This window comes from Streptomyces sp. 71268 (genome assembly GCF_029392895.1).
Lineage (GTDB): Bacteria > Actinomycetota > Actinomycetes > Streptomycetales > Streptomycetaceae > Streptomyces.
The window spans coordinates 2,139,499-2,160,711 of sequence record NZ_CP114200.1 but is presented as its reverse complement, the minus strand read 5'-3'; the positions used below and the strand labels follow the sequence as shown (position 1 = coordinate 2,160,711).

Annotated in this window: 17 protein-coding genes; 14 read left to right on the top strand and 3 right to left on the bottom strand. The window is 72.7% G+C overall.

All coding sequences use genetic code 11. The features are described 5' to 3' along the window. Positions 1 to 476: 476 nt before the first annotated feature. Positions 477 to 965 carry a DUF3515 domain-containing protein gene (locus OYE22_RS07865; RefSeq protein ID WP_277319735.1) on the bottom strand — a complete coding sequence of 163 codons (489 nt, stop codon included), beginning with the start codon at positions 963 to 965 and terminating at the stop codon, positions 477 to 479. A gap of 20 nt (positions 966 to 985) precedes the next feature. Beyond that, a complete protein-coding gene (locus OYE22_RS07860) occupies positions 986 to 1,219 on the bottom strand; it encodes an Lrp/AsnC ligand binding domain-containing protein (RefSeq protein WP_277319734.1) in 234 nt (77 codons plus the stop codon). A gap of 161 nt (positions 1,220 to 1,380) precedes the next feature. Between OYE22_RS07860 and OYE22_RS07855 the strand changes: the two genes are divergently transcribed. Further along, positions 1,381 to 2,355, top strand: a complete 975-nt coding sequence (locus tag OYE22_RS07855; protein WP_176164333.1) for a thiamine-phosphate kinase — start codon at positions 1,381 to 1,383, stop codon at positions 2,353 to 2,355. Between the two features lie 358 nt (positions 2,356 to 2,713). Next, positions 2,714 to 3,538 carry a bifunctional hydroxymethylpyrimidine kinase/phosphomethylpyrimidine kinase gene (thiD, locus tag OYE22_RS07850; RefSeq protein WP_277319732.1) on the top strand — a complete coding sequence of 275 codons (825 nt, stop codon included), beginning with the start codon at positions 2,714 to 2,716 and terminating at the stop codon, positions 3,536 to 3,538. 400 nt (positions 3,539 to 3,938) lie between these two features. Here the strand turns inward: thiD and rpmB are convergent, their stop codons facing one another. Beyond that, entirely contained in the window at positions 3,939 to 4,124 is a 186-nt protein-coding gene (gene rpmB, locus OYE22_RS07845; RefSeq protein ID WP_014628431.1) for a 50S ribosomal protein L28, read from the bottom strand. A 245-nt stretch (positions 4,125 to 4,369) separates the two neighbouring features. Here rpmB and OYE22_RS07840 point away from each other — a divergent pair, with 245 nt between their 5' ends. From OYE22_RS07840 to OYE22_RS07785, 12 genes are all read left to right on the top strand, one after another. After that, on the top strand, positions 4,370 to 6,493 hold the full coding sequence (locus tag OYE22_RS07840) for a DAK2 domain-containing protein (protein WP_277319731.1): 2,124 nt from the start codon (positions 4,370 to 4,372) through the stop codon (positions 6,491 to 6,493). A gap of 550 nt (positions 6,494 to 7,043) precedes the next feature. Next, a complete protein-coding gene (gene recG / locus OYE22_RS07835; protein WP_277319730.1) occupies positions 7,044 to 9,341 on the top strand; it encodes an ATP-dependent DNA helicase RecG in 2,298 nt (765 codons plus the stop codon). 520 nt (positions 9,342 to 9,861) lie between these two features. Next, complete coding sequence (gene rsmD / locus OYE22_RS07830; RefSeq protein ID WP_277319729.1) at positions 9,862 to 10,464, top strand: 16S rRNA (guanine(966)-N(2))-methyltransferase RsmD; 603 nt, start codon at positions 9,862 to 9,864, stop codon at positions 10,462 to 10,464. Next, positions 10,461 to 10,970, top strand: coding sequence for a pantetheine-phosphate adenylyltransferase (coaD, locus tag OYE22_RS07825; RefSeq protein ID WP_187063303.1), 510 nt, complete (start codon positions 10,461 to 10,463; stop codon positions 10,968 to 10,970). The genes rsmD and coaD overlap by 4 nt, the downstream gene beginning before the upstream one ends. Positions 10,971 to 11,068: 98 nt before the next feature. After that, a complete protein-coding gene (locus tag OYE22_RS07820) occupies positions 11,069 to 12,271 on the top strand; it encodes a cell division initiation protein (RefSeq protein ID WP_277324039.1) in 1,203 nt (400 codons plus the stop codon). Between the two features lie 751 nt (positions 12,272 to 13,022). After that, positions 13,023 to 13,649 (top strand): DUF177 domain-containing protein, encoded by a 627-nt coding sequence (locus OYE22_RS07815; RefSeq protein ID WP_277324038.1) that lies wholly within the window; start codon positions 13,023 to 13,025, stop codon positions 13,647 to 13,649. 2 nt (positions 13,650 to 13,651) lie between these two features. Further along, positions 13,652 to 13,825: a 50S ribosomal protein L32 gene (gene rpmF / locus OYE22_RS07810; RefSeq protein ID WP_065965136.1), complete on the top strand. Its 174-nt coding sequence runs from the start codon at positions 13,652 to 13,654 to the stop codon at positions 13,823 to 13,825. A 19-nt stretch (positions 13,826 to 13,844) separates the two neighbouring features. Continuing rightward, positions 13,845 to 14,732, top strand: a complete 888-nt coding sequence (gene rnc / locus OYE22_RS07805) for a ribonuclease III (RefSeq protein ID WP_277319728.1) — start codon at positions 13,845 to 13,847, stop codon at positions 14,730 to 14,732. Between the two features lie 196 nt (positions 14,733 to 14,928). Beyond that, the gene (gene mutM / locus OYE22_RS07800; RefSeq protein WP_277319727.1) at positions 14,929 to 16,032 is read left to right on the top strand and encodes a bifunctional DNA-formamidopyrimidine glycosylase/DNA-(apurinic or apyrimidinic site) lyase; all 1,104 of its coding nucleotides are present in this window, start codon (positions 14,929 to 14,931) and stop codon (positions 16,030 to 16,032) included. A 125-nt stretch (positions 16,033 to 16,157) separates the two neighbouring features. Next, positions 16,158 to 16,439 carry an acylphosphatase gene (locus OYE22_RS07795; protein ID WP_277319726.1) on the top strand — a complete coding sequence of 94 codons (282 nt, stop codon included), beginning with the start codon at positions 16,158 to 16,160 and terminating at the stop codon, positions 16,437 to 16,439. 359 nt (positions 16,440 to 16,798) lie between these two features. Continuing rightward, positions 16,799 to 17,005, top strand: a complete 207-nt coding sequence (locus OYE22_RS07790) for a hypothetical protein (RefSeq protein ID WP_277319725.1) — start codon at positions 16,799 to 16,801, stop codon at positions 17,003 to 17,005. Between the two features lie 241 nt (positions 17,006 to 17,246). Beyond that, positions 17,247 to 21,017, top strand: coding sequence for an AAA family ATPase (locus OYE22_RS07785; RefSeq protein ID WP_277319724.1), 3,771 nt, complete (start codon positions 17,247 to 17,249; stop codon positions 21,015 to 21,017). Positions 21,018 to 21,213 lie beyond the last annotated feature (196 nt).

The following is a 21,213-nucleotide window of genomic DNA, read 5'->3' as shown; positions in this document are numbered from 1 at the left end:
AGCGATCCTCCCCGGGGGCACGGGGCACGGGGCACGGGGCACGGGGCACGGGGCACGGGGCACGGGGCCGGGTCGTGGGGCTGACGTCCGGTGTGGGTGCCGGGCCACGCGGCCCGTACCGGCCGAGCCGGTTCTCCGTACGCCGAACCGTCGTCCCACCGCGCCTGGCTGATCCGTCCGCTCCGTACGCCCGTGGGGCCCGGCCATGCGCCATGCGGGCCCCGTTCGACCCCGTAGCGCGCACGGAGGGCCAGCGCTGCGGTGGGCGGCGTCAGCCGGTGCCAAGACGCCGTGTGGTGAGTCAGAACGCCGGGCGCTGAGGGCCAACGTCGGGCGCCCCGTCGCGCGGAACGGTGCGCGCCCGTCCGCCCGTACCGCCCCGTCCAGCGCGCGTTCCGTGCCTCGTACTCCGACCGCCGCACGGCTCCGTACCACGCCCGCCGTGATCGGCGGGTGGGAGCCGAGGGGGTGGTGGGTCAGATGCCGGCCGGGATGGTCTTCTTGACCGCGTCCGCCAGATCGGTGAGGGGGTTGATCTCGGGGGCGTACTTCGACGGAACCGTGACCTCCACGTACGCCTTGCGCAGGGTGGTGGTGAAGCGGTAGCCATCGGGCCGCTTCTCCAGCAACCAGCCGACTCCGTTGACGTCCACGGAGTCGGCCAGGGGGTTGTAATGTTCACTGCCGGGCGTGAGCACATCGGGGCGCTGTACGCCGCACCGCAGTTGCACGGCGGGCTCGCCCCAGACGGCGGTGAACTCCGACGCGGGCTCGGTCTCGCGCTGGTCGAGTCCATCCACCTTCGTGGGCAGTTCCCTGTGGAGAGCCTTGCAGTACGTGACGGCCCGCGCCGACGGGGTGGGAACCGCGGGAGCTGCGGGTTCGTCGCTGTCAGAGCAGCCCACGGCGGTCAAGAGCAGGATGGCGATGGGCAGGCGGTGCCAACGGCGCGGTGCAAAACTCACCGGGCCGAGGATACGGGGAGCTACAGATGGACGACCGGGCAGGTGAGGGTGCGGGTGATGCCGTCCACTTGCTGGACCTTGGCGACCACCATGTGGCCGAGCTCGTCCACCGTCTCGGCTTGGGCACGCACGATCACGTCGTACGGACCCGTCACGTCCTCGGCCTGGACGACTCCTGGGATCTTGGCGATGACGTCGGCAACGGTCGACGCTTTGCCGACCTCAGTTTGGATCAGGATGTACGCCTGTACCACGGAACCTCCAGGGCGGCGACGAGGATCATGTGGGAAGAAGGGACGCCACGGTACCGCGTCGCCGAGCGACGCGGGGAGACCCGCGCGACGCACGCGGCGTGGCGCCTGCCGGAGCGGACAGCGGAGCACAGGGCGGAAGAACAGTGCAAAGGGGCGATGGGATGAAGGGCACCGTGGGCGAGTTGGGAGAGTTCGGGCTGATCAGGGAGCTCACTTCCCGACTCACCAGCACCCCGGCGGTCCGCCTGGGGCCGGGGGATGACGCCGCGGTGGTCGCAGCGCCCGACCGACGGGTCGTGGCCAGCACCGACGTACTGCTCGAAGGGCGGCACTTCCGCCGCGACTGGTCCACGGCGTACGACGTCGGCCGCAAGGCGGCGGCGCAGAACCTCGCGGACATCGCCGCCATGGGGGCCGTGCCCACCGCGTTGCTGCTCGGTCTCGTCGTCCCCGCGGACCTCCCCGCGACGTGGGCCAATGAGTTGATGGACGGCCTGCGCGACGAGTGCCAGGTGGCGGGCGCCGCGGTGGTCGGCGGCGACGTGGTGCGCGGCGAGACGATCACCGTGGCCATCACGGCCCTGGGCGACCTGCGCAACCACGAACCGGTGACCCGCGCCGGGGCCCGGCCGGGTGACGTCGTCGCCGTCACGGGCTGGCTGGGTTGGTCGGCGGCCGGCCACGCCGTGCTCTCGCGCGGCTTCCGCTCGCCCCGTGCCTTCGTCGAGGCGCACCGTCGCCCCGAACCCCCGTACCACGCCGGGCCTGCCGCGGCGGGGCTCGGGGCCACGGCGATGACGGACGTCAGCGATGGCCTGGTCGCCGACCTCGGACACATCGCCGAGGCCAGCAAGGTCCGGATCGACCTGAGTTCCGCGTCGATAGACATTCCCTCGCAGATGTCGGACATCGGCCAGGCGGTTGGCGTGGACCCGCTGCAATGGGTGCTCAACGGCGGCGAGGACCACGCGATCGTCGCGACCTTCCCCTCCGACGTGAAGCTGCCCGCGCGCTGGAAGGTGATCGGCGAGGTCCGCAACCCGTCGGCGCTGCCCCAGGTGACGGTGGACGGCGCTCCGTGGGCCAAGGCCGGTTGGGACCACTTCAGCGACATCGAGGAATCCGCGGGAAGCTGAAGCCGCGCCCAAGCCGGTTGGGCAAGCCTCTCTGGGGCCTGCCAACCGGACCTTCTGTGCGCGTTTTCGGCCGGCGACGGGGCCGGCTCGTGCCACGCACGGAGCCTGCGCCGGGCCTGGCGCCGTTCTCCGGGTACGGGGCGCCGTGTCGGGTGGGTGGTGCCGCGCCGGTGCGGGTACACGCGGGCGGCGCCCTCACCCCGTCCTGTCGGCGCGACGTGATGTCCGGGGCGGGCTGGGCGGCAGTTCGGCCCGGCGTTCGGTCCGGCGCGGCCCGAACGGCTTGGTCGGTGGGCGGAGCCAGCGAGCCGTGAGGGGGCTGAGAGGCCCGGGAACGGCGCGGCGTAGATTCGATGGCATGACCACTGACGCCCCGGGTGCTGGCCCCGTCCCCACCGCCGTACCGCCCCGTGTCCTGACCGTCGCCGGGTCCGACTCAGGCGGTGGAGCGGGCATTCAGGCCGATCTCAAGGCGATGCTGACTCTCGGCACGCACGGCATGAGCGTGCTCACCGCGGTCACGGCGCAGAACTCCCTGGGCGTGCAGGGGGCGTGGGAGCTTCCGCTGGAGGCGATCCGGGCCCAGTTCCGCTCCGTCGTCGACGACATCGGCGTCCAGGCCGTGAAGACGGGCATGCTCGCCTCACCCGCGATCGTGGAGACCGTCGCGAGCCTGCTCACGGACCTCAACGCGCCCGTCATCGTGGACCCGGTCGGCGTCTCCAAGCACGGTGACGCCCTCCTGGCCGCCGACGCGCTCGACGCCGTACGCACCAAACTGCTGCCGGTCGCGACGGTTGCCACGCCCAACCTGGACGAGGTCGCGCAACTCACCGGCCTACGCGTGGCCACGGAGGCCGACATGCCGCGCGCTGCGGCGGCCGTCCTGGAGTTCGGGCCCCGCTGGGCCCTGGTGAAGGGCGGCCACCTCCGAGGGGACGCGGTGGACCTGCTGACGGACGGGACGGAGGAACACTGGCTCCGCTCCCCGCGCCACGACAACCGCCACACCCACGGCACCGGCTGCACCCTCGCCAGCGCCATCGCCGCCCACCTGGCCCACGGCATGCCGGTGCCGGAGGCCGTCGCGGCGGCAAAGGAGTACGTCACGGGGGCGATCGAAGCCGGCTTCCCGCTGGGCGCCGGCATCGGCCCGGTCGACCACGCCTGGCGCTGGCGCTGAGCCGCCGCCCCGTGCCTCGACGTCTTCGGACAGGCGGCGCGGCAGCCGGCTGACGGCTGCTGTGGCGCCGCATCGGCGCGAGTCGAGCCCGCCGGGGGCGGCGGACATCCTGGCACGGAGCACGGAGCACGGAGCACGGAGCACGGAGCACGGAGCGGTGATCCTGCCTGGGGGCACGGGGCACGGGGCACGGGGCACGGGGCACGGGGCACTGGGCACGGGGCACGGGGCACTGGGCACGGAGCGGCGGATCCGACCGGAGTGCCCACACACGAGCGGGCGACGGAGCCGTGGAGCGAGGCTTGGGGCGCTCATGGGCAGCATGTAGGCAACAAAAAAGCCGGCCCGCACGAATGCGGGCCGGCTTTGGCAACCGGCTGGCTGCGCTACGACGGGAACGTCAGCGCGCGACCTTGCCGGCCTTGATGCACGAGGTGCAGACGTTGAGCCGCTTCGGCGTCCGACCGACCACAGCGCGCACCGTCTGAATGTTGGGGTTCCAACGACGGCGAGTGCGGCGGTGCGAGTGCGAAATGTTGTTGCCGAAGCCCGGCCCCTTGCCGCAGACGTCGCAGTTGGCAGCCACGGGTCACTCCAAAGACTTCAGATGCACTTACGGTGAGTTCCCGGTTCGTCGAATCAATAGCTGATCGGCATCACCGGGGGGATTTGGCCCGACCTGATCGGGCAACCGGAGCAGCATACAACGACCGCTCCCGTACAACGAAACTACCATGGCCGCCCCGGCCCCCGCCCCAGACGATCTCCGCGAAGCGCGACTACCCTGCGGGCATCCGCGCTGCCACCCAGCACCGTCCAAGGAGGCCATAGGTGCCGCACACGTTCGACGCCGAGGCGGTACGTACGTGGTGCGGGCTGGCACTGGAGGCGTTGGGGCGCGCCCGCGAGGGGATCGACGCCATCAACGTCTACCCGGTCGCGGACGGTGACACCGGCACCAACCTCTACCTCACCGTCGAGTCCGCCGCGCAGGCCGTCGGCGCCGCCTTCAACGGCCACGCGGCTACCGGTACCGCGTCCAGGCCGAGCCTGGGCGACGCGATAGGAGCCATGGCGCACGGTGCGCTGATCGGCGCGCACGGTAACTCCGGCACCATCCTGGCCCAGATGTTGCGCGGGATGGCGGACGTATTCGCCGAGCAGTACGAGGCGGATGATGCGACGGACGACGCGCGAGGCGAAGGTGACGCACGCCACGCCAGTGGGGTTGTCCTGTCCCGCGCGCTGCTCCGCGCGGCCGATTCCGCCCGGAACGCGGTCGCCCGGCCCGTTGAGGGCACGGTCCTGACGGTCGCCGCCTCGGCGGCAGCGGCAGCGGCGCGGGCGGCGGGCGCCCGCCCCGCGGAGCACGGGGCGTCGGCGCCGTACGGAGCCGAAACGGGGCACGGGGCCGCGACGGGGCACGGAGCCCGCACGGGGCACGGGGCCGAAGCGGGGCACGGTGCGGTCACCGGGCACGGGGCGGAGCAAGGCGCGGTGTACGGGGCGGCTACGGCGAGCGAGGGCGGCGCGGCTCCGGGGACGCGGAGCACTCCCGCGACGCGGTGGGCCGCCGTGCCCGTCGGCGCCGTGGCACGGGCCGCCTACGAGGGTGCCTGCGCCGCTCTGGACGCGACCACCGGCCAGCTCGACGTACTCGCGCGGGCCGGCGTCGTGGACGCGGGCGGCTACGGCCTGGTCACCGTCCTCGGTGCCCTGGCCGAAACGCTGACCGGCGAACGCACCACGGCGCCGACCGGCCCGCTTCGGGCGGCCCTGGGCAGCCACGGCCTCGGTCCCGGCAGCTCCGACCCCGAACCTCACGAACCCCGCCGCCCCGCCGCCCCGCCCGCCCCCCTGACCCCGACCGAGCGGAGTGCCGACGTCGACGCTCCGTACGGTGCCGCCACTCCGGAGCGCGCGCCCGCCGGCGCAGGACCCTCGGGCCGGCCCACGGGATGCGACGGCGAGCCGATCACGGGCCCCGCCTACGAAGTGATCTACCTCCTGGAGGCCGACGACACCGCCGTGGCCCGGCTCCGTGGTCGCCTGGACGCGCTGGGCGACTCCCTCGTGATCGTGGGCGGCGACGGGCTGTGGAACGTGCACGTGCACGTCGACGACGCGGGGGCCGCCGTGGAGGCGGGCATCCAGGCGGGACGCCCGTATCGGCTCCGCATCACGCACTTCGGCGCCGCGGCCGAGCGCCGGTTGCACCGAGAGACCGCGCCCAGGGAACCCCAGCGAACTGACGGTGCACGGGGCACGGTGCACGGGGCACGGGGCGAGCGCGCCGCGCGCTCCGTGGTCCTGGTGGTCCCGGGCGACGGACTCGCCGCCCTGTGCGGCGAAGCGGGCGCGACCGTGGTCACCGCGCGCCCCGGGGAGCCGCCCGCCAGTGGCGAACTGGTCGACGCGATCCGGCGAGCGCACGCGCACGAGGTCGTCCTGCTGCCCAACGACGCCGAGCTGCGCCACACCGCCGCCGCGGCTGCCGCGCAGATGCGTACGGAGGGGGTCCGTGTCGCACTCATCCCGACCCGCTCCGTCGTCCAGGGCATCGCCGCGCTCGCCGTTCACGAAGGGGACCGCGGGTTCGACGAGGACGTGGTGGCGATGACCTCGGCCGCGGGCGCGACCCGTTACGCCGAACTGGCCGTGGCCGAACGCCAGTCGTGGACGATGGCCGGCGTGTGCCAGGCAGGCGACGTGTTGGGCCTGATCGACGGTGACGTGGTCGTCATCGGGGCCGACCTGTTGGCCACGGCGCGCACCGTGCTCGACCGCATGCTGGCGGCCGGCGGCGAGATGGTCACCCTGGTGCTGGGGGCCGGCGTGCCGAACAATCTCGCCGAGCGGCTGGAGGAACACGTACGGGAGCGACACCTGGCGGTGGACACGGTCAGCTACCGGGGCGAACAGCCATCGGCCCCGCTGCTCATCGGCATCGAATGACCGTCGGGCCGCCCGCGACCTGAGCCGGCGCGGGGTGAGCGACGGCGCCCCGTACCGCGCGCGTAGGCCGCACGCGAGGCCACGAGTTGCCGCGGGCTACCGGCACCCCAAGCGACCCGACCATGCCGCCGGAGCACGGAGCACGGAGCACGGAGCACGGAGCACGGAGCACGGAGCACGGAGCGCAGACCACGGAGCGGTGGTTTTGTTGGGGCTACGGAGCGCGGTGCGGGTGATCCTGCCTGGGGGCACGGGGCACGGGGCACGGGGCACGGGGCACGGGGCACGGAGCACGGAGCGGCGGCTTCGTTGGGGCTACGGAGCGCGGCGCGGGTGATCCTCGCTGAGGGCACGGGGGCACGGGGGCACGGGGGCACGGGGGCACGGGGGCACGGGGGCACGGGGGCACGGGGCCGAGGGTTGTCGCGCGCCCCGGGGCGGCCAGCGGCGCGACGGTCGGCGGGAGGACGCGGGTAGGGGCCGCCGCGCGGGGGGTGCGACGGGCCGGTGGCGGGGAGTGTCGCGCACGCTGTCAGTGGTGTGGTGTGCAATGGATCGCGTGCCCGCGCTCGATGAACCCCTGAAGAAGATCGTTGGCGGCAACACCGCGAAGGTGATGGCCGCCCACCTCGACCTGCATACCGTCGGGGACCTGCTGCACCACTACCCGCGCCGGTACGCGGAGCGGGGCGAGCTGACCCGGCTGGCCGACCTGCCGTTGGACGAGCACGTCACGGTGGTCGCGCGGGTGGCCAAGGCGACGAAGAAGACGTTCAACCACGGCAAGGGCGTGCGGCTCGAAGTGGTGGTGACCGACGGTAGCGGGGCGCTGACACTAGTGTTCTTCGGGCGGAGCGTCTTCCACCACGAGAAGGCGCTGCTGCCGGGGCGGCGGGGGATGTTCGCCGGCAAGGTCTCGGTGTTCAACCGGACCCGGCAGCTCTCCCACCCCGACTACGAGCTACTGGACCAGGATCACGAGGACGACGCGGCAGGCGCGGTAGACGCCTTCGCGAACCAGTTGCTGCCGCTGTACCCCGCCTGCAAGCAACTCGCGTCCTGGCAGCTCGCCAAGTCCGTCGGCATGCTCCTCGACACCATGGAGGCGACGGGTTGGGAGGGCGTGGTCGATCCGCTGCCCCCCGCGTTGCGCGAGGGCCGCGGCTTCGAGACGCTGCCCGACGCCTTGCTGAAGATCCACCGGCCGCGCACCAAGGCCGACATCGCGGCGGCCCGCGACCGACTCAAGTGGGATGAGGCGTTCGTGCTCCAGGTGGCCCTGGCGCGCCGTCGGCGCGCCGAGGCCCAGCTCCCCGCCGTGCCCCGGGCTCGGCGCCAGGACGGACTGCTGGACGCCTTCGACGCCAAGCTGCCGTTCACGCTCACCGAGGGCCAGCAGCGGGTGTCCGCCGAGATCCTGAGTGACCTGGCGGCCGAGCACCCCATGCACCGGCTGCTCCAGGGCGAGGTCGGTAGCGGCAAGACGTTGGTGGCGTTGCGCGCGATGCTGACCGTGGTGGACGCGGGGGGCCAGGCCGCGATGCTCGCGCCGACCGAAGTGCTGGCCCAGCAGCACCACCGTTCCGTCGTCGAGATGATGGGCGAGTTGGCCGAGGGCGGCATGCTCGGCGGGTCGGAGAACGGCACCAAGGTGGTGCTGCTCACCGGCTCCATGGGGGCCGCGGCCCGCCGCCAGGCGCTGCTCGACCTGGTCACCGGCGAGGCGGGCCTCGTGATCGGCACCCACGCGCTGATCGAGGACAAGGTGCAATTCCACGATCTGGGACTGGTGGTGGTCGACGAGCAGCACCGGTTCGGCGTGGAGCAACGGGACGCGCTGCGGGCCAAGGCGGACCGCCCCCCGCACCTTCTGGTCATGACGGCCACGCCCATCCCGCGCACCGTTGCCATGACGGTCTTCGGCGACCTGGAGACCTCGGTCCTGGACCAACTCCCCGCGGGCCGCTCGCCCATCGCCAGCCACGTGGTCCCGGCCAAGGACAAGCCGCACTTCCTCTCCCGCACCTGGGAGCGCGTACGGGAAGAGGTGGAGTCCGGGCACCAGGCGTACGTGGTCTGCCCCCGTATCGGCGACGAGGAGGACGCCCCCAAGGAGCGCAAGGGCGCGAAGTCGGGGCAGCGCGGGGCCGGGAGCGCGGCGGACCCCGCCGCGGAGTACGACGTGGGCGGCGCGGCGGAAGCCACGGACGGCGCTGACGGGGCGGGGGAGCGCCGGCCCCCGTTGGCGGTGCTCGACGTCACCGAGCAGCTCACCAAGGGCGCGCTCAAGGGACTGCGCATCGAGGCGCTGCACGGGCGCATGCACCCCGATGACAAGGACGCGCTGATGCGCCGGTTCTCCGCCGGCGAGGTGGACGTGTTGGTGGCCACCACCGTGATCGAGGTCGGCGTCAACGTACCCAACGCCACGGCCATGGTGATCATGGATGCGGACCGGTTCGGCGTATCCCAGTTGCACCAGTTGCGGGGCCGTGTCGGCCGTGGCTCCGCCCCGGGCCTGTGCCTCCTGGTGACCGACATGCCGGAGGCCAGCCCGGCGCGGGCCCGGCTCGGCGCCGTCGCCGCGACGTTGGACGGCTTCGAACTGTCCCGCATCGACCTGGAGCAGCGGCGCGAGGGCGACGTGTTGGGGCAGGCCCAGTCGGGCGTCCGCTCCAGTCTGCGCATGCTCACCGTCATCGACGACGAGGAAGTCATCGCCGCCGCCCGCGCGGAGGCCGTGGCGACCGTCACGGCCGACCCGGAGTTGGAGCGGCTGCCGGCGCTGCGTACGGCGCTCGACGCCCTGCTGGACTCCGAGCGCGAGCAGTACCTCGACAAGGGCTGAGTAGCGCGAGAAGGCCATGCGCCGGCCGCATGTCACTCACGACCGGCATGCCGGCCCCGCTGCTCCGACGCCCACCATCCAACGGACCCCGACGCTCGCCAGCCAGCCCCCCGAGGCCCGAACCGCCGCCAGCACCGCCCGGCTTCCCCCGCCCCGCGGCACCATCCCGCCGGAGCACGGAGCACGGAGCACGGAGCACGGAGCACGGAGCACGGAGCACGGAGCACGGAGCACGGAGCACGGAGCACGGAGCACGGAGCACGGAGCACGGAGCACGGAGCACGGAGCGGTGATCCTGCTTGGGGGCACGGGGCACGGAGCGGTGATCCTGCTTGGGGGCACGGGGCACGGGGCACGGGGCACGGGGCACGGGGCACGGGGCGGAGCCGTCCCCGCTCCGCTGGGTGCGGCCCCGCCGGGTGCGGCTCCCCGAGTCGTCCGTCGGCTGACGCCATATCGTGGGGGAGCGGTGGCCGATCACGGTCACCGCTGTCCACCACCACGAAGGGCCGACCAACAGATGACCCGCGTGATCGCCGGGGCTGCCGGCGGGCGCCGTCTCGCCGTACCCCCGGGCACCGGCACTCGACCGACCTCGGACCGGGCGCGCGAGGGCCTGTTCTCCACCTGGGAGTCGCTGCTCGGCTCGCTGGCCGGGGCACGGGTTCTCGACCTGTACGCGGGTTCGGGCGCCGTCGGCCTTGAGGCGCTCTCCCGCGGCGCGGAACACGCCTTCCTGGTGGAAGCCGACCCTCGCGCCGCCCGTGTGGTCCGCGAGAACGTACGAACCCTGGGCCTGCCCGGTGCCGAGGTGCGGGCGGGCAAGGCGGCACAGGTCATCGCCGGCCCCGTGCCGGGGCAGCCGTACGACGTGGTGTTCCTCGACCCGCCGTACGCCGTCACCGACGACGAGCTGCGGGAGATCCTGCTCACACTCTCCGGTAATGGCTGGCTCGCGGCACAGGTGCTGGTCACCGTGGAGCGGAGCACCAGGGGCGGCGAGTTCCGGTGGCCGACCGGTTTCGAGGGGCTACGGGCTCGTCGCTACGGGGAGGGCACGCTTTGGTACGGTCGCGCCGCTTCACGCAGCACCGCCACGACGACACACCACAGCGCGTCATGACCGCACTGGAGAGCGAGGAACCACTCTTGCGCCGCGCCGTCTGTCCGGGGTCCTTCGACCCCGTCACCAATGGACACCTCGACATCATCGCCCGTGCCTCGAAGCTGTACGACGTCGTGCACGTCGCCGTGATGATCAACAAGTCAAAGCAAGGGCTCTTCACTGTCGACGAGCGCATCGACCTGCTGCGCGAGACGACGGCCGAGTACGGGAACGTCGAGGTCGAGGCGTTCCACGGGCTCCTCGTCGACTTCTGCAAGCAGCGCGACATCCCCGCCATCGTCAAGGGCCTGCGCGCCGTCAGCGACTTCGACTACGAGTTGCAGATGGCCCAGATGAACAACGGCCTGTCCGGTGTGGAGACGCTGTTCGTGCCCACCAACCCCACCTACAGCTTCCTCTCCTCCAGCCTGGTCAAGGAGGTCGCGGCCTGGGGCGGCGACGTCTCCCACCTGGTCCCGCCGCTCGTGCTCCGGCGCCTGACGGAGCGGCTCGCCGAGCGCTAACGAGCTGACGGTTTGTCAGCAGGTGTCGGGCGGGAGCCCACTGCCCGTACAGTCGGTCCCGTCCCGACCCTTCGGCCTAGAGAGTGCGAGCACCCAAGGTGGACGTGCAGAAGAAGCTCGACGAGATCGTCGGCACCGTCGGCAGCGCGAAATCCATGCCCATGTCGGCCTCCTGCGTGGTGAACCGGGCCGAGCTGCTCGCCAAGCTCGAAGAGCTACGGATGGCACTGCCCGGCTCCCTCGCGCAGGCCCAGGAGGTGATCGGCGACCGGGACCAGATGGTCGCGGCTGCCCGGCAGGAGGCCGAGCGCATCATCGAGTCGGCGCACTCCCACCGTGGCTCGCTGATCTCCCAGACCGAGGTGGCCCGCCAGTCGCAGGAGGAGGCCGACCGGATCCTCGCCGAGGCGCGCCGCGAGGCGGAGGAGATCCGCGCCGAGGCCGACGACTACGTCGACAGCAAGCTGGCCAACTTCGAGGTCGTCCTCACCAAGACCATCGGCTCCGTCGACCGGGGCCGCGAGAAGCTCCTCGGGCGCGGCCCCGGCGCGTACGGCGACGACGAGAACGGCCACTTCGACCAGGCCCCCGAGCGCAGCGCGGACCCGGAGACGCTGCGCCAACGCGCGGACGAGTACGTGGACGCCAAACTGGGCGCCGTGGCCGCCGTGCTCGCCAAGACCCTGGAAGCGGTCGGCCGGGGCAGACAGAAGCTGCTCGGTACGGAAGAGGACGAGCTGGGCGCCCACATGGCCGCGCAGGACGCCGCGGGCGCCGCCGGCCTCAGCACCAGCGACGACGACTACCTGGCCGACCTCGCCACCAGCCAGCACGTCGCCGACCCGCGCGTCCCCGCGCCGCCCCCCGCTCACGCGCCGGCCCCGGTCCACCAGCCCCCCATGCCCGACCAGCAGCCGCTGCCGCCGCAGCAACCGCCCGCCCCGCCCGAGGCCCCGGCCCAGCCCGAGTACGCGGACTACTACGCTCAGGCGGGCTACCAACAGGACGCGTACGGCTACCAGCAGCAGTACGCCCAGCCGGACCCGTACGCGGCGCAGCCGACGCACGGCTACCAGCAGCCGGCCGCCGCCGCGCCACAGCCGGCCGGCGACTACGGCTGGCAGCAGCCCCAGCACGGCTACGACCCGCACGCCGGGTACCCGCAGCCCCAGCCGCTCGATAGCCACCAGCCGCAGCAGCAGCCCCGCGCGGCCGGCACCCCGGCGCTGGACGAGACCAGCCTCTTCGACACCAGCATGATCAACCTGGACCAGCTCCGCCAGTACGAACAGGGCCGCTGAGCCACGCCGTCGCCGCCGAGCCGCGGTGCCCTGGGACCCGCACCCCGCGCAGCCGATGACATCGCCGCGTGGCCGGCGCGGGTACCGCGCCCGCTACCCGCCGCGCCCCAGGCCCCGCGTTCCCCGGTAGCGTCGCTGCTCCATGCCCCATGCCCCGTGCCCCATGCCCCGTGCCCCGTGCCCCGTGCCCCGTGCCCCGTGCCCCGTGCCCCGTGCCCCGTGCGAGTTTCAGTGCCCGTGCGCCCGCTCTCCGCACGCCGCTCGCTCCCAGGGCCCGCGCAGCGCCCCGTGCGCTACGGCGGGCCGACTCGGCCCGGGGCCCGTACGGCTGGCCGTCCGTATGCCAGGCCCGTACGGTGCGTGCCTGCGCGCTCACGTCGCGCCCCGGAGCGCACGCCGAGATCAGCGTGCGCTCCGGGGCGCAGCGCCGGGCGCCCGGCGCCGCGCAGTCGACGCCGGGCGCCATTCGCGCTACTGGGAGGGCTGCGGTGGCTCCACACTCTGCGGGACCTACGCTCGGGGACGCGCACGTGACCCTCGGCACCACCGCGCAGGGGCGGCACGCGTGCTTCGAGGCGCACGGGCGCGCGGGGCGCGGCAGGGTCGATTGGTGCGGATTGGGTCTACGGCGACCCGTCCAGTATCCTGGCTCTTCGGCCGCACGTATATCCGCGATTCCGGCTGCCCACTTCGTCTCGTAGCAGTGCTGCGAGGAGGGACGCCCGTGCCGCAGCGTAGAAAGCAGGAAGCCCTGAACGCCCGTCTCGACCACCGTTCCCCACTCGTGTTCGACACACGAGAGCTGGGGCGGAGTCCTGGTGCGCTCAAGCGGCTTTCGCGCTCGATCGAGGCCCCGGGTGATCTCGGGATCGAGATGATCGGGGTGCGCAAGGGTGCGACCGTGGAGCTCGACCTCCGACTGGAGGCGGTCATGGAGGGAGTGCTCGTTACGGGCACCGCCCGTGCGCCGCTCACAGGGGAGTGCGTAAGGTGTCTGGAGCCGCTCGGGCGTGAGCTCGAAGCGGAATTCCAGGAGATGTACTCCTACCCCGACGCCGACGACCGGAGCCGCACAGCGGAGACCGGCGACGACGCCGAGGAGGAGGACACACTCTTCCTCGAGGACGACTTGTTCGACCTTGAGCCCGTGCTGCGGGACGCGGTGGTGCTCTCACTGCCGTTGCAGCCGGTGTGCCAGGAGGACTGCCCTGGTCTGTGCCCCGAATGCGGAGTACGGCTGGCGGACGACCCGGACCACCATCACCAAGAAGCCGTCGACATCCGTTGGGCGGCACTGCAGGGACTCGCTGAGACCGTCCAGGACGGCGAGAAGGACAACACCCCTCGCGCTAGCGAGGATGACCCACAGGAGAAGTAGCCGTGGCTGTTCCGAAGCGGAAGATGTCGCGCAGCAACACGCGCCACCGCCGGTCGCAGTGGAAGGCTGCGGTCCCCACCCTGGTGGCGTGCGAGCGCTGCCACGAGCCGAAGCTGCAGCACATCGCGTGCCCGAGCTGCGGCACCTACAACCGCCGCCAGGTCCTCGAGGTCTGATCGGCGGGTGACAGGCTTCATGTCAGACGCCAAGACGCCGCTCCGCAAGCGCGGGGAAGAAGCAACGGCGACGGCAGACACGGCCTCGTCTCATACCGTTCTGGAAGGGCGGCTCGGGTATCACCTTGAGTCCGCCCTTCTAGTGCGTGCGCTCACGCATCGCTCCTTCGCGTACGAGAACGGCGGGTTGCCCACCAACGAGCGGCTGGAGTTCCTCGGGGACTCCGTGCTCGGCCTGGTGGTCACCGACACGCTGTACCGCATCCACCCCGACCTGCCCGAGGGCCAACTGGCCAAGCTGCGGGCCGCGGTGGTCAACTCGCGCGCGCTCGCCGAGGTGGGTCGCGGGCTGGACCTCGGCGCGTTCATCCGGCTCGGCCGGGGCGAAGAGGGCACGGGCGGCAGGGACAAGGCATCGATCCTCGCCGACACCCTGGAGGCGGTGATCGGCGCGGTCTACCTCGACAAGGGCCTCGACGCCGCCGCCGAACTGGTGCATCGGCTCTTCGACCCGCTGATCGAGCGTTCGTCGAACCTCGGCGCGGGCCTGGACTGGAAGACCAGCCTTCAGGAGCTGACGGCCACCGAGGGGCTCGGCGTGCCCGAGTACCTGGTCTCCGAGACGGGCCCCGACCACGAGAAGGTCTTCACGGCTGCTGCTCGCGTCGGTGGTGTCGCGTACGGCACCGGCACCGGCCGCAGCAAGAAGGAAGCCGAGCAGCAGGCGGCCGAGGCCGCCTGGCGGGCGATCCGCGCGGCGGCCGACGAGGCCGCCGCCACCGCCGCGGAGGGGGCGTCCACCGACAGCTCCGGGGCGGACGGTACGACCTCGGACGGTGCGGCCCTCGATGGCGCCGCCGCTGCGGCGGCCGGCTCCGCCGGGAAGGCTGAACCGACCGCACGGTGACGAGGCGCGGTATGCCGCGCCGAGCGCCGTACCGCACGAGTCCTCTGTGTTCGACGGGCCCACCGGCTCACCACCGGTGGGCCCGTCGCGTACGCCACGCCGGCCGCGCGCCCTCAGCTCTTGTGCCGCGCTACGTGGCACGACCCGACCATCCCCCCGACCCGCGTGACGGGTCCCGACCTCCGCGGAGGATCACGTGCCGGAACTGCCCGAGGTCGAGGTCGTCCGCCGTGGCCTGGAGCGCTGGGTCACCGGGCGTGTCATCGCCGAGGTGCAGGTCCTGCATCCCCGCGCGATCCGCCGTCACCTGGCGGGCCCGGCCGACTTCGCCGACCAACTGATCGGGCACCGCTTCGCCGCGGCCTGCCGGCGCGGCAAGTACCTCTGGCTGCCCTTGGACACGGTGGGCGCCGCCGCAACGGCCCCCACGGAGCACCCCGTACGAACCACCACGGGGCGCGCTCTCGAAGTGACGGAGCACGGGGAGACGGGGCACGGAGCGACGGCGCACGGGGCGCCGCCGACGGGGCACGGGGCAGGGGGCACGGGGCACGGAGCGCCGGGTTCCGCGGACGGGGCCGCCGACGGTGCGACGCGCGGCGAGGCCACGGGGCGGTCCGTCCTCGGCCACCTCGGCATGAGCGGCCAACTGCTCGTCCAACCGGAAACCGCCGCGGACGAGAAGCACCTGCGCATCCGCGTCCGGTTCGCCGACGCGGCGGGGACCGAACTGCGCTTCGTCGACCAGCGGACCTTCGGCGGCCTCTCCCTGCACGACCAGTTGCCCGGGGCTCCCGACGGGCTGCCGGACGTCATCGGCCACATCGCCCGCGACCCGCTGAACCCGGCCTTCGACGAGACGGCGTTCTACGCGGCCCTGCGCCGGCGTCGCACCACCATCAAGCGCGCGCTCCTGGACCAGTCACTGATCAGCGGCGTGGGCAACATCTACGCGGACGAGGCGCTGTGGCGCGCCCGACTGCACTTCGACCGCCCCACGGCGAGCCTCACCCGCCCCCGGGCGATCGAACTGCTCGGCCACGTCCGCGACGTCATGCGAGCGGCCCTCGCCGTGGGCGGCACGAGCTTCGACAGCCTGTACGTGAACGTCAACGGCGAGTCCGGCTACTTCGAGCGCTCACTCGACGCGTACGGCCGCGAGGACGAGCCGTGCCGCCGGTGTGGCGCGCCGATGCGCCGCAGCCCGTGGATGAACCGTTCCAGCTACTTCTGCCCGCGCTGCCAGCGCCCGCCCCGCGCCGTGGCGCCCCGAACGGCACGCGGCGGCCCGATCGCCTAACGCACCGCGGCCGCCCATCCCCGTTTCCGTCCGTGCTCCCTCCCGCGGTGCTCGTGGTCTGTGGGCCGTCGGGGGGAGGGGTGGCCCGGGTGATCTCGGCGGGGTGGGGCGGCTAGCGTGCTCGTATGGACGAAAACGTGCGCCTCACCGCCTGGGTGCGGGGCCGGGTGCAGGGAGTGGGGTTCCGCTGGTTCACGCGGGCCAACGCCCTGCGCATCGGAACGCTGGTCGGCTTCGCCTCGAACCTGGACGACGGCCGGGTCCAGGTGGTGGCCGAAGGACCGAAGGCCGGCTGCGAGGAGCTGCTGGAGTGGCTCCGCACGGGCGACACGCCCGGGAGGGTCGACGGAGTGACTGAGATTTGGGACACCCCGCGAGGTGGCTACGAGACCTTTGAAATTCGCTGACGGGAGCGTCAGCGCGGGGCTATGCCCCGCGTGCCCCGGGATGTGCGCCGGGGAGAAACGGCCTGGTGGTTGCCAATACGGCGCGTCCGTGGAAGGCTGCGGACTAAGGATGATCTCCACGCCCCGATGGGTCGCGAGACGAAGTCGCGCCGCACCGTTCGCTGCCGCGCCCGTTCGCCTGCCCTGTCGATACGGGGCGTGATCGTGTTGACCGTCAAACTTTTTGGTGAGACGCTGGAAACCCCGCGCACCTTAACTGTTTGGCATTGAAGTCGGTAGTGATGGCAGACATCGCGGGTGCGAATCCCTCACGACCCACACCGCTCCGGTCGGTCACTCATTGTGGAGGACCATCCATCATGGCAAAGGCGCTTCTCGGTTACGTCGGCGGCTCCGACCCCCGAGTCCTCGCCGAGATGCGGCGGCTTCAGCAGCGCGTACAGGACCTGGAATCCGAGCTCATCCGGATGCAGGCCGAAAATGACGCGTTGTCCGCCGCCGTCCAGCACAGCGACTCGCTGCTCGACAGCATCGACGTATCCCAGGCGGAGCCTGCGCTTGCCTGACCCGCGGTTCCTTCGGGGACCTGTCGGGCGAGCATCGCCACCCGCTTGAGAATCTGCAAGGGACGCTTCGGCGTCCCTTCGTCGTTTCGCTCCGTTGTTTCTCGTCCAGTCATTCGAGTTTTCCCTACCGTCTGATGTGCCCTTCACCTTCGCCGGCGAAACCGAAAAAGCCGCCGCGGCGCGCCTGGGCGCGCGCTGCGGACGGCTGCCCCTCGGCGCGTGAGCGGTAAAGTCCGACGGCGTGCACCTCAAGAGCCTGACCCTGCGAGGTTTCAAGTCCTTCGCCTCCGCCACGACGCTGCGCTTCGAGCCCGGTATCACCTGCGTCGTGGGTCCCAACGGGTCCGGTAAGTCCAACGTCGTCGACGCCCTGTCGTGGGTGATGGGCGAGCAGGGGGCCAAGTCGCTGCGCGGCGGCAAGATGGAGGACGTCATCTTCGCCGGCACCACCGGCCGCCCGCCGCTCGGCCGCGCCGAGGTCTCCCTCACCATCGACAACGCCGACGGCGCGCTGCCCATCGACTACGCCGAGGTCACCATCACGCGGATCATGTTCCGCAACGGCGGCAGCGAGTACCAGATCAACGGCGACACCTGTCGGCTGCTCGACATCCAGGAACTGCTCTCCGACTCCGGCATCGGCCGTGAGATGCACGTGATCGTCGGCCAGGGCCAGCTCGACTCCGTACTGCACGCCGACCCGATGGGGCGCAGGGCCTTCATCGAGGAGGCGGCTGGCGTCCTCAAGCACCGCAAGCGCAAGGAGAAGGCGGTCAGGAAGCTGGACGCGATGCAGGCCAACCTGGCCCGCGTGCAGGACCTGACCGACGAGCTGCGCCGGCAACTCAAGCCACTGGGGCGGCAGGCGGCCGTCGCGCGGCGGGCCGCCGTCATCCAGGCCGACCTGCGGGACGCGCGGCTGCGCCTGCTCGCCGACGACCTGGTGACGCTGCGCGAGGCGCTGCGCGCCGAGGTCGCGGACGAGGCGGCGCTCAAGGAGCGCAAGGAGGCCGCGGAGGCCGCGTTGCACACCGCGCGGCGGCGCGAGGCCGCGCTGGAGGAGCAGGTACGAGCGCTCTCGCCCCGCCTGGTGCGGGCCCAGCAGACCTGGCACGAGCTGTCGCAGCTCGCCGAGCGGGTGCGGGGCACCATCGGACTCGCCGACGCGCGGGTCAAGAGCGCGACCTCGGCCCCGGTGGACGAGCGACGGGGCCGCGATCCGGAGGAGATGGAGCGCGAGGCCCAGCGCATCCGGGAGCAGGAGGCCGAGCTGGAAGCCGCCCTGGAGGCGGTCAGCCGTGCCCTGGACGACACGGTGGCCCACCGCGCGGAACTGGAGCGCGAGCTGGCCCAGGAGGAGCGCAGGCTCAGGGACGCGGCCCGCGCGTACGCCGACCGTCGCGAGGGGCTGGCCAGGCTGCACGGCCAGGTGAACGCGGCCCGCAGCCGCTCCTCCTCGGCGCAGGCCGAGATCGACCGGCTCACCCGCTCCCGGGACGAGGCCCGGGAGCGGGCGGTGGCCGCGCAGGAGGAGTACGAGCAGCTCAAGGCCGAGGTCGACGGGCTCGACGAGGGCGACGCGGAGCTGGCCGACCGACACGAGGAGGCCAAGCGGGCGCTGGCCGACGCGGAATCCGGGCTCAACGCGGCCCGCGAGGCGGCGACGGCGGCCGAGCGCAAGCGCGCGGCGACGGCGGCCCGGCACGAGGCGCTGGCCCTGGGGCTGCGCCGCAAGGACGGCACGGGGGCGCTTCTCGGCGCGGGCGAGCAGCTCGGCGGCCTGCTCGGCCCCGTCGCGGAACTGCTCACCGTCGCCCCCAGTTACGAGGTGCCGCTCGCCGCCGCCCTGGGCGCCGCGGCCGACGCCGTCGCCGTCGCCAACCCCGCCACGGCGGCCAACGCCCTGCGGCTGCTGCGCAAGCAGGACGCGGGGCGGGCGGCGCTGCTGCTGAGCGCCGGCACTGGCGCCCCGGAACGCGCGGCGAGCGCCCCGGAGCGTACGGAGGGGAGCGCGGACGCGCGGCAGGGCACCGGCGCGGTCGTGGGTGGCTCCGTGACCGGCGCGGTGACCGGGGCTGGTGCCGGAGCGAGCAACGGGGCCGACGGAGCCCACGGGGCAGAGCGGGGCGACGGGGCCGCCGAGGCGGGCGGCGGCGCCCCGGGAGCGGACGGCGAGGGGCTGGGCGCGCTGGGCACGCCGCTGTGGGCCGCGGACCTGGTGCACGGGCCCGCCGAACTGCTTCCCGCGGTGCGCCGGCTGCTGCGCGACGTGGTGGTCGTCACCGCCCTGGAGGACGCCGAGGACCTGGTGGCCTCGCGGCCCGAGGTGATGGCGGTGACCGCCGAAGGCGACCTGTTGGGCGGGCACTTCGCCCAGGGAGGGTCGGCCGGCGCGCCCAGCCTCCTTGAGGTGCAGGCCCAGGTGGACGAGGCGGCGGCGCAGCTCACGGAGCTGGCCGTGCGGTGCGACGAGCTCGCCGACGCCCAGCGGGCCGCGCAGCGGCGGCGTACCGAGGCGGCGGCGCTGGTGGAGGAGTTGGCCAGCCGGCGCAGCGCCGCCGACCGGGAGAAGTCGCGCGTCGCGCAGTCGCTGGGCCGGCTCGGTGGCCAGGCGCGGGGCGCCGCGGGCGAGGCGGAGCGCATGACGGCCGCCGCCGCCAAGGCCGAGGAGGCGCTTGTTCGGGCGACCGAGGAGGTGGCGGAGTTGGCCGAGCGGCTGCGCGTGGCGGAGGAGGAGTCGCCGTTCGGCGAGGACGGGGCGGACGAGCCCGACACCGCCGTACGGGACCGACTCGCCGCCGACGGGGCCAACGCGCGGCAGACCGAGATGGAGGCCAGGCTCCAGGTCCGTACGCACGAGGAGCGGGTCAAGGGGCTGGCCGGCCGGGCGGACGCGCTGGATCGCGGGGCGCGGGCGGAGCGGGAGGCGCGGGCGCGGGCCGAGCAGCGTCGCGCCCGGTTGCGGCACGAGGCGGCCGTCGGCGCCGCGGTGGCCGCCGGCGCGCGGCAACTGCTGGCGCACGTCGAGGTCTCGTTGCGGCGCGCCGATCAGGAGCGGCGGTCGGCCGAGACGGCGAAGACGGAGCGCGAGGCCGAGTTGGTCGCGGAGCGGGAGAGGGGTCGCGGGCTGGCCGCCGAGCTGGACAAGCTCACGGACTCGGTGCACAAGGGCGAGGTCCTCGGCGCGGAGAAGCGGCTGCGGATCGAGCAGTTGGAGACGAAGGCGCTGGAGGAGCTCGGCGTGGAGCCGGCCGGCCTCGTCGCCGAGTACGGCCCCGACCAACTGGTGCCCCCGTCGCCGCCCGCCGAGGGCGAGGAGCTGCCGCAGGACCCGGAGCACCCGCGCAACCAGCCGGTGCCGTTCGTACGGGCCCAGCAGGAGAAGCGGCTGCGGGCCGCCGAGCGCGCGTACCAGCAGTTGGGCAAGGTGAACCCGCTGGCGCTTGAGGAGTACGCCGCGCTGGAGGAGCGGCACAAGTTCCTGACGGAGCAGCTTGAGGACCTGAAGAAGACCCGGGCCGACCTGCTCCAGGTGATCAAGGACGTGGACGAACGCGTCGAGCAGGTCTTCACGGAGGCGTTCCGGGACACGGCGCGCGAGTTCGAGGGCGTCTTCTCGCGCCTCTTCCCGGGCGGGGAGGGGCGGTTGATTCTCACCGACCCCGAGAACATGTTGACCACCGGCCTGGACGTGGAGGCCCGGCCGCCGGGCAAGAAGGTCAAGCGGCTGTCGCTGCTGTCCGGCGGCGAGCGCTCGCTGACCGCCGTGGCGCTGCTGGTGTCGATCTTCAAGGCTCGTCCGAGCCCGTTCTACGTGATGGACGAGGTCGAGGCGGCGCTGGACGACACCAACCTGCAGCGCCTGATCCGGATCATGGAGGAGTTGCAGGAGAGTTCGCAGCTCATCGTGATCACGCACCAGAAGCGCACGATGGAGGTCGCCGACGCGCTGTACGGCGTGTCCATGCAGGGCGACGGCGTCTCGAAGGTCATCAGCCAGCGGTTGCGCTGATCGGCCCGCGCGTACCGCGCGAACGGAGATCAACACTTGAAGCCTTCGCCGGGCGCGGGGTGGAACTACTCATGTTGCGGGGGTATTGACTTCGAAACTTGAATGCATAGTCTCTGCAACGTTGCTTTTGCCTTCAAGTGGTGGCTCGCCTTTGATCGTGCCCCACTGGGAGTGCCAACCCCCCACGCCCGGCAGT

What these genes read in the sequence shown, in the direction of transcription:
- OYE22_RS07855 (WP_176164333.1), top strand. Translation starts at nt 1,381, where the DNA reads ATGAAGGGCACCGTGGGCGAGTTGGGAGAGTTCGGGCTGATCAGGGAG.
- thiD (WP_277319732.1), top strand. Translation starts at nt 2,714, where the DNA reads ATGACCACTGACGCCCCGGGTGCTGGCCCCGTCCCCACCGCCGTACCG.
- recG (WP_277319730.1), top strand. Translation starts at nt 7,044, where the DNA reads ATGGATCGCGTGCCCGCGCTCGATGAACCCCTGAAGAAGATCGTTGGC.
- rsmD (WP_277319729.1), top strand. Translation starts at nt 9,862, where the DNA reads ATGACCCGCGTGATCGCCGGGGCTGCCGGCGGGCGCCGTCTCGCCGTA.
- coaD (WP_187063303.1), top strand. Translation starts at nt 10,461, where the DNA reads ATGACCGCACTGGAGAGCGAGGAACCACTCTTGCGCCGCGCCGTCTGT.
- rnc (WP_277319728.1), top strand. Translation starts at nt 13,845, where the DNA reads ATGTCAGACGCCAAGACGCCGCTCCGCAAGCGCGGGGAAGAAGCAACG.
- OYE22_RS07795 (WP_277319726.1), top strand. Translation starts at nt 16,158, where the DNA reads ATGGACGAAAACGTGCGCCTCACCGCCTGGGTGCGGGGCCGGGTGCAG.
- OYE22_RS07790 (WP_277319725.1), top strand. Translation starts at nt 16,799, where the DNA reads ATGGCAAAGGCGCTTCTCGGTTACGTCGGCGGCTCCGACCCCCGAGTC.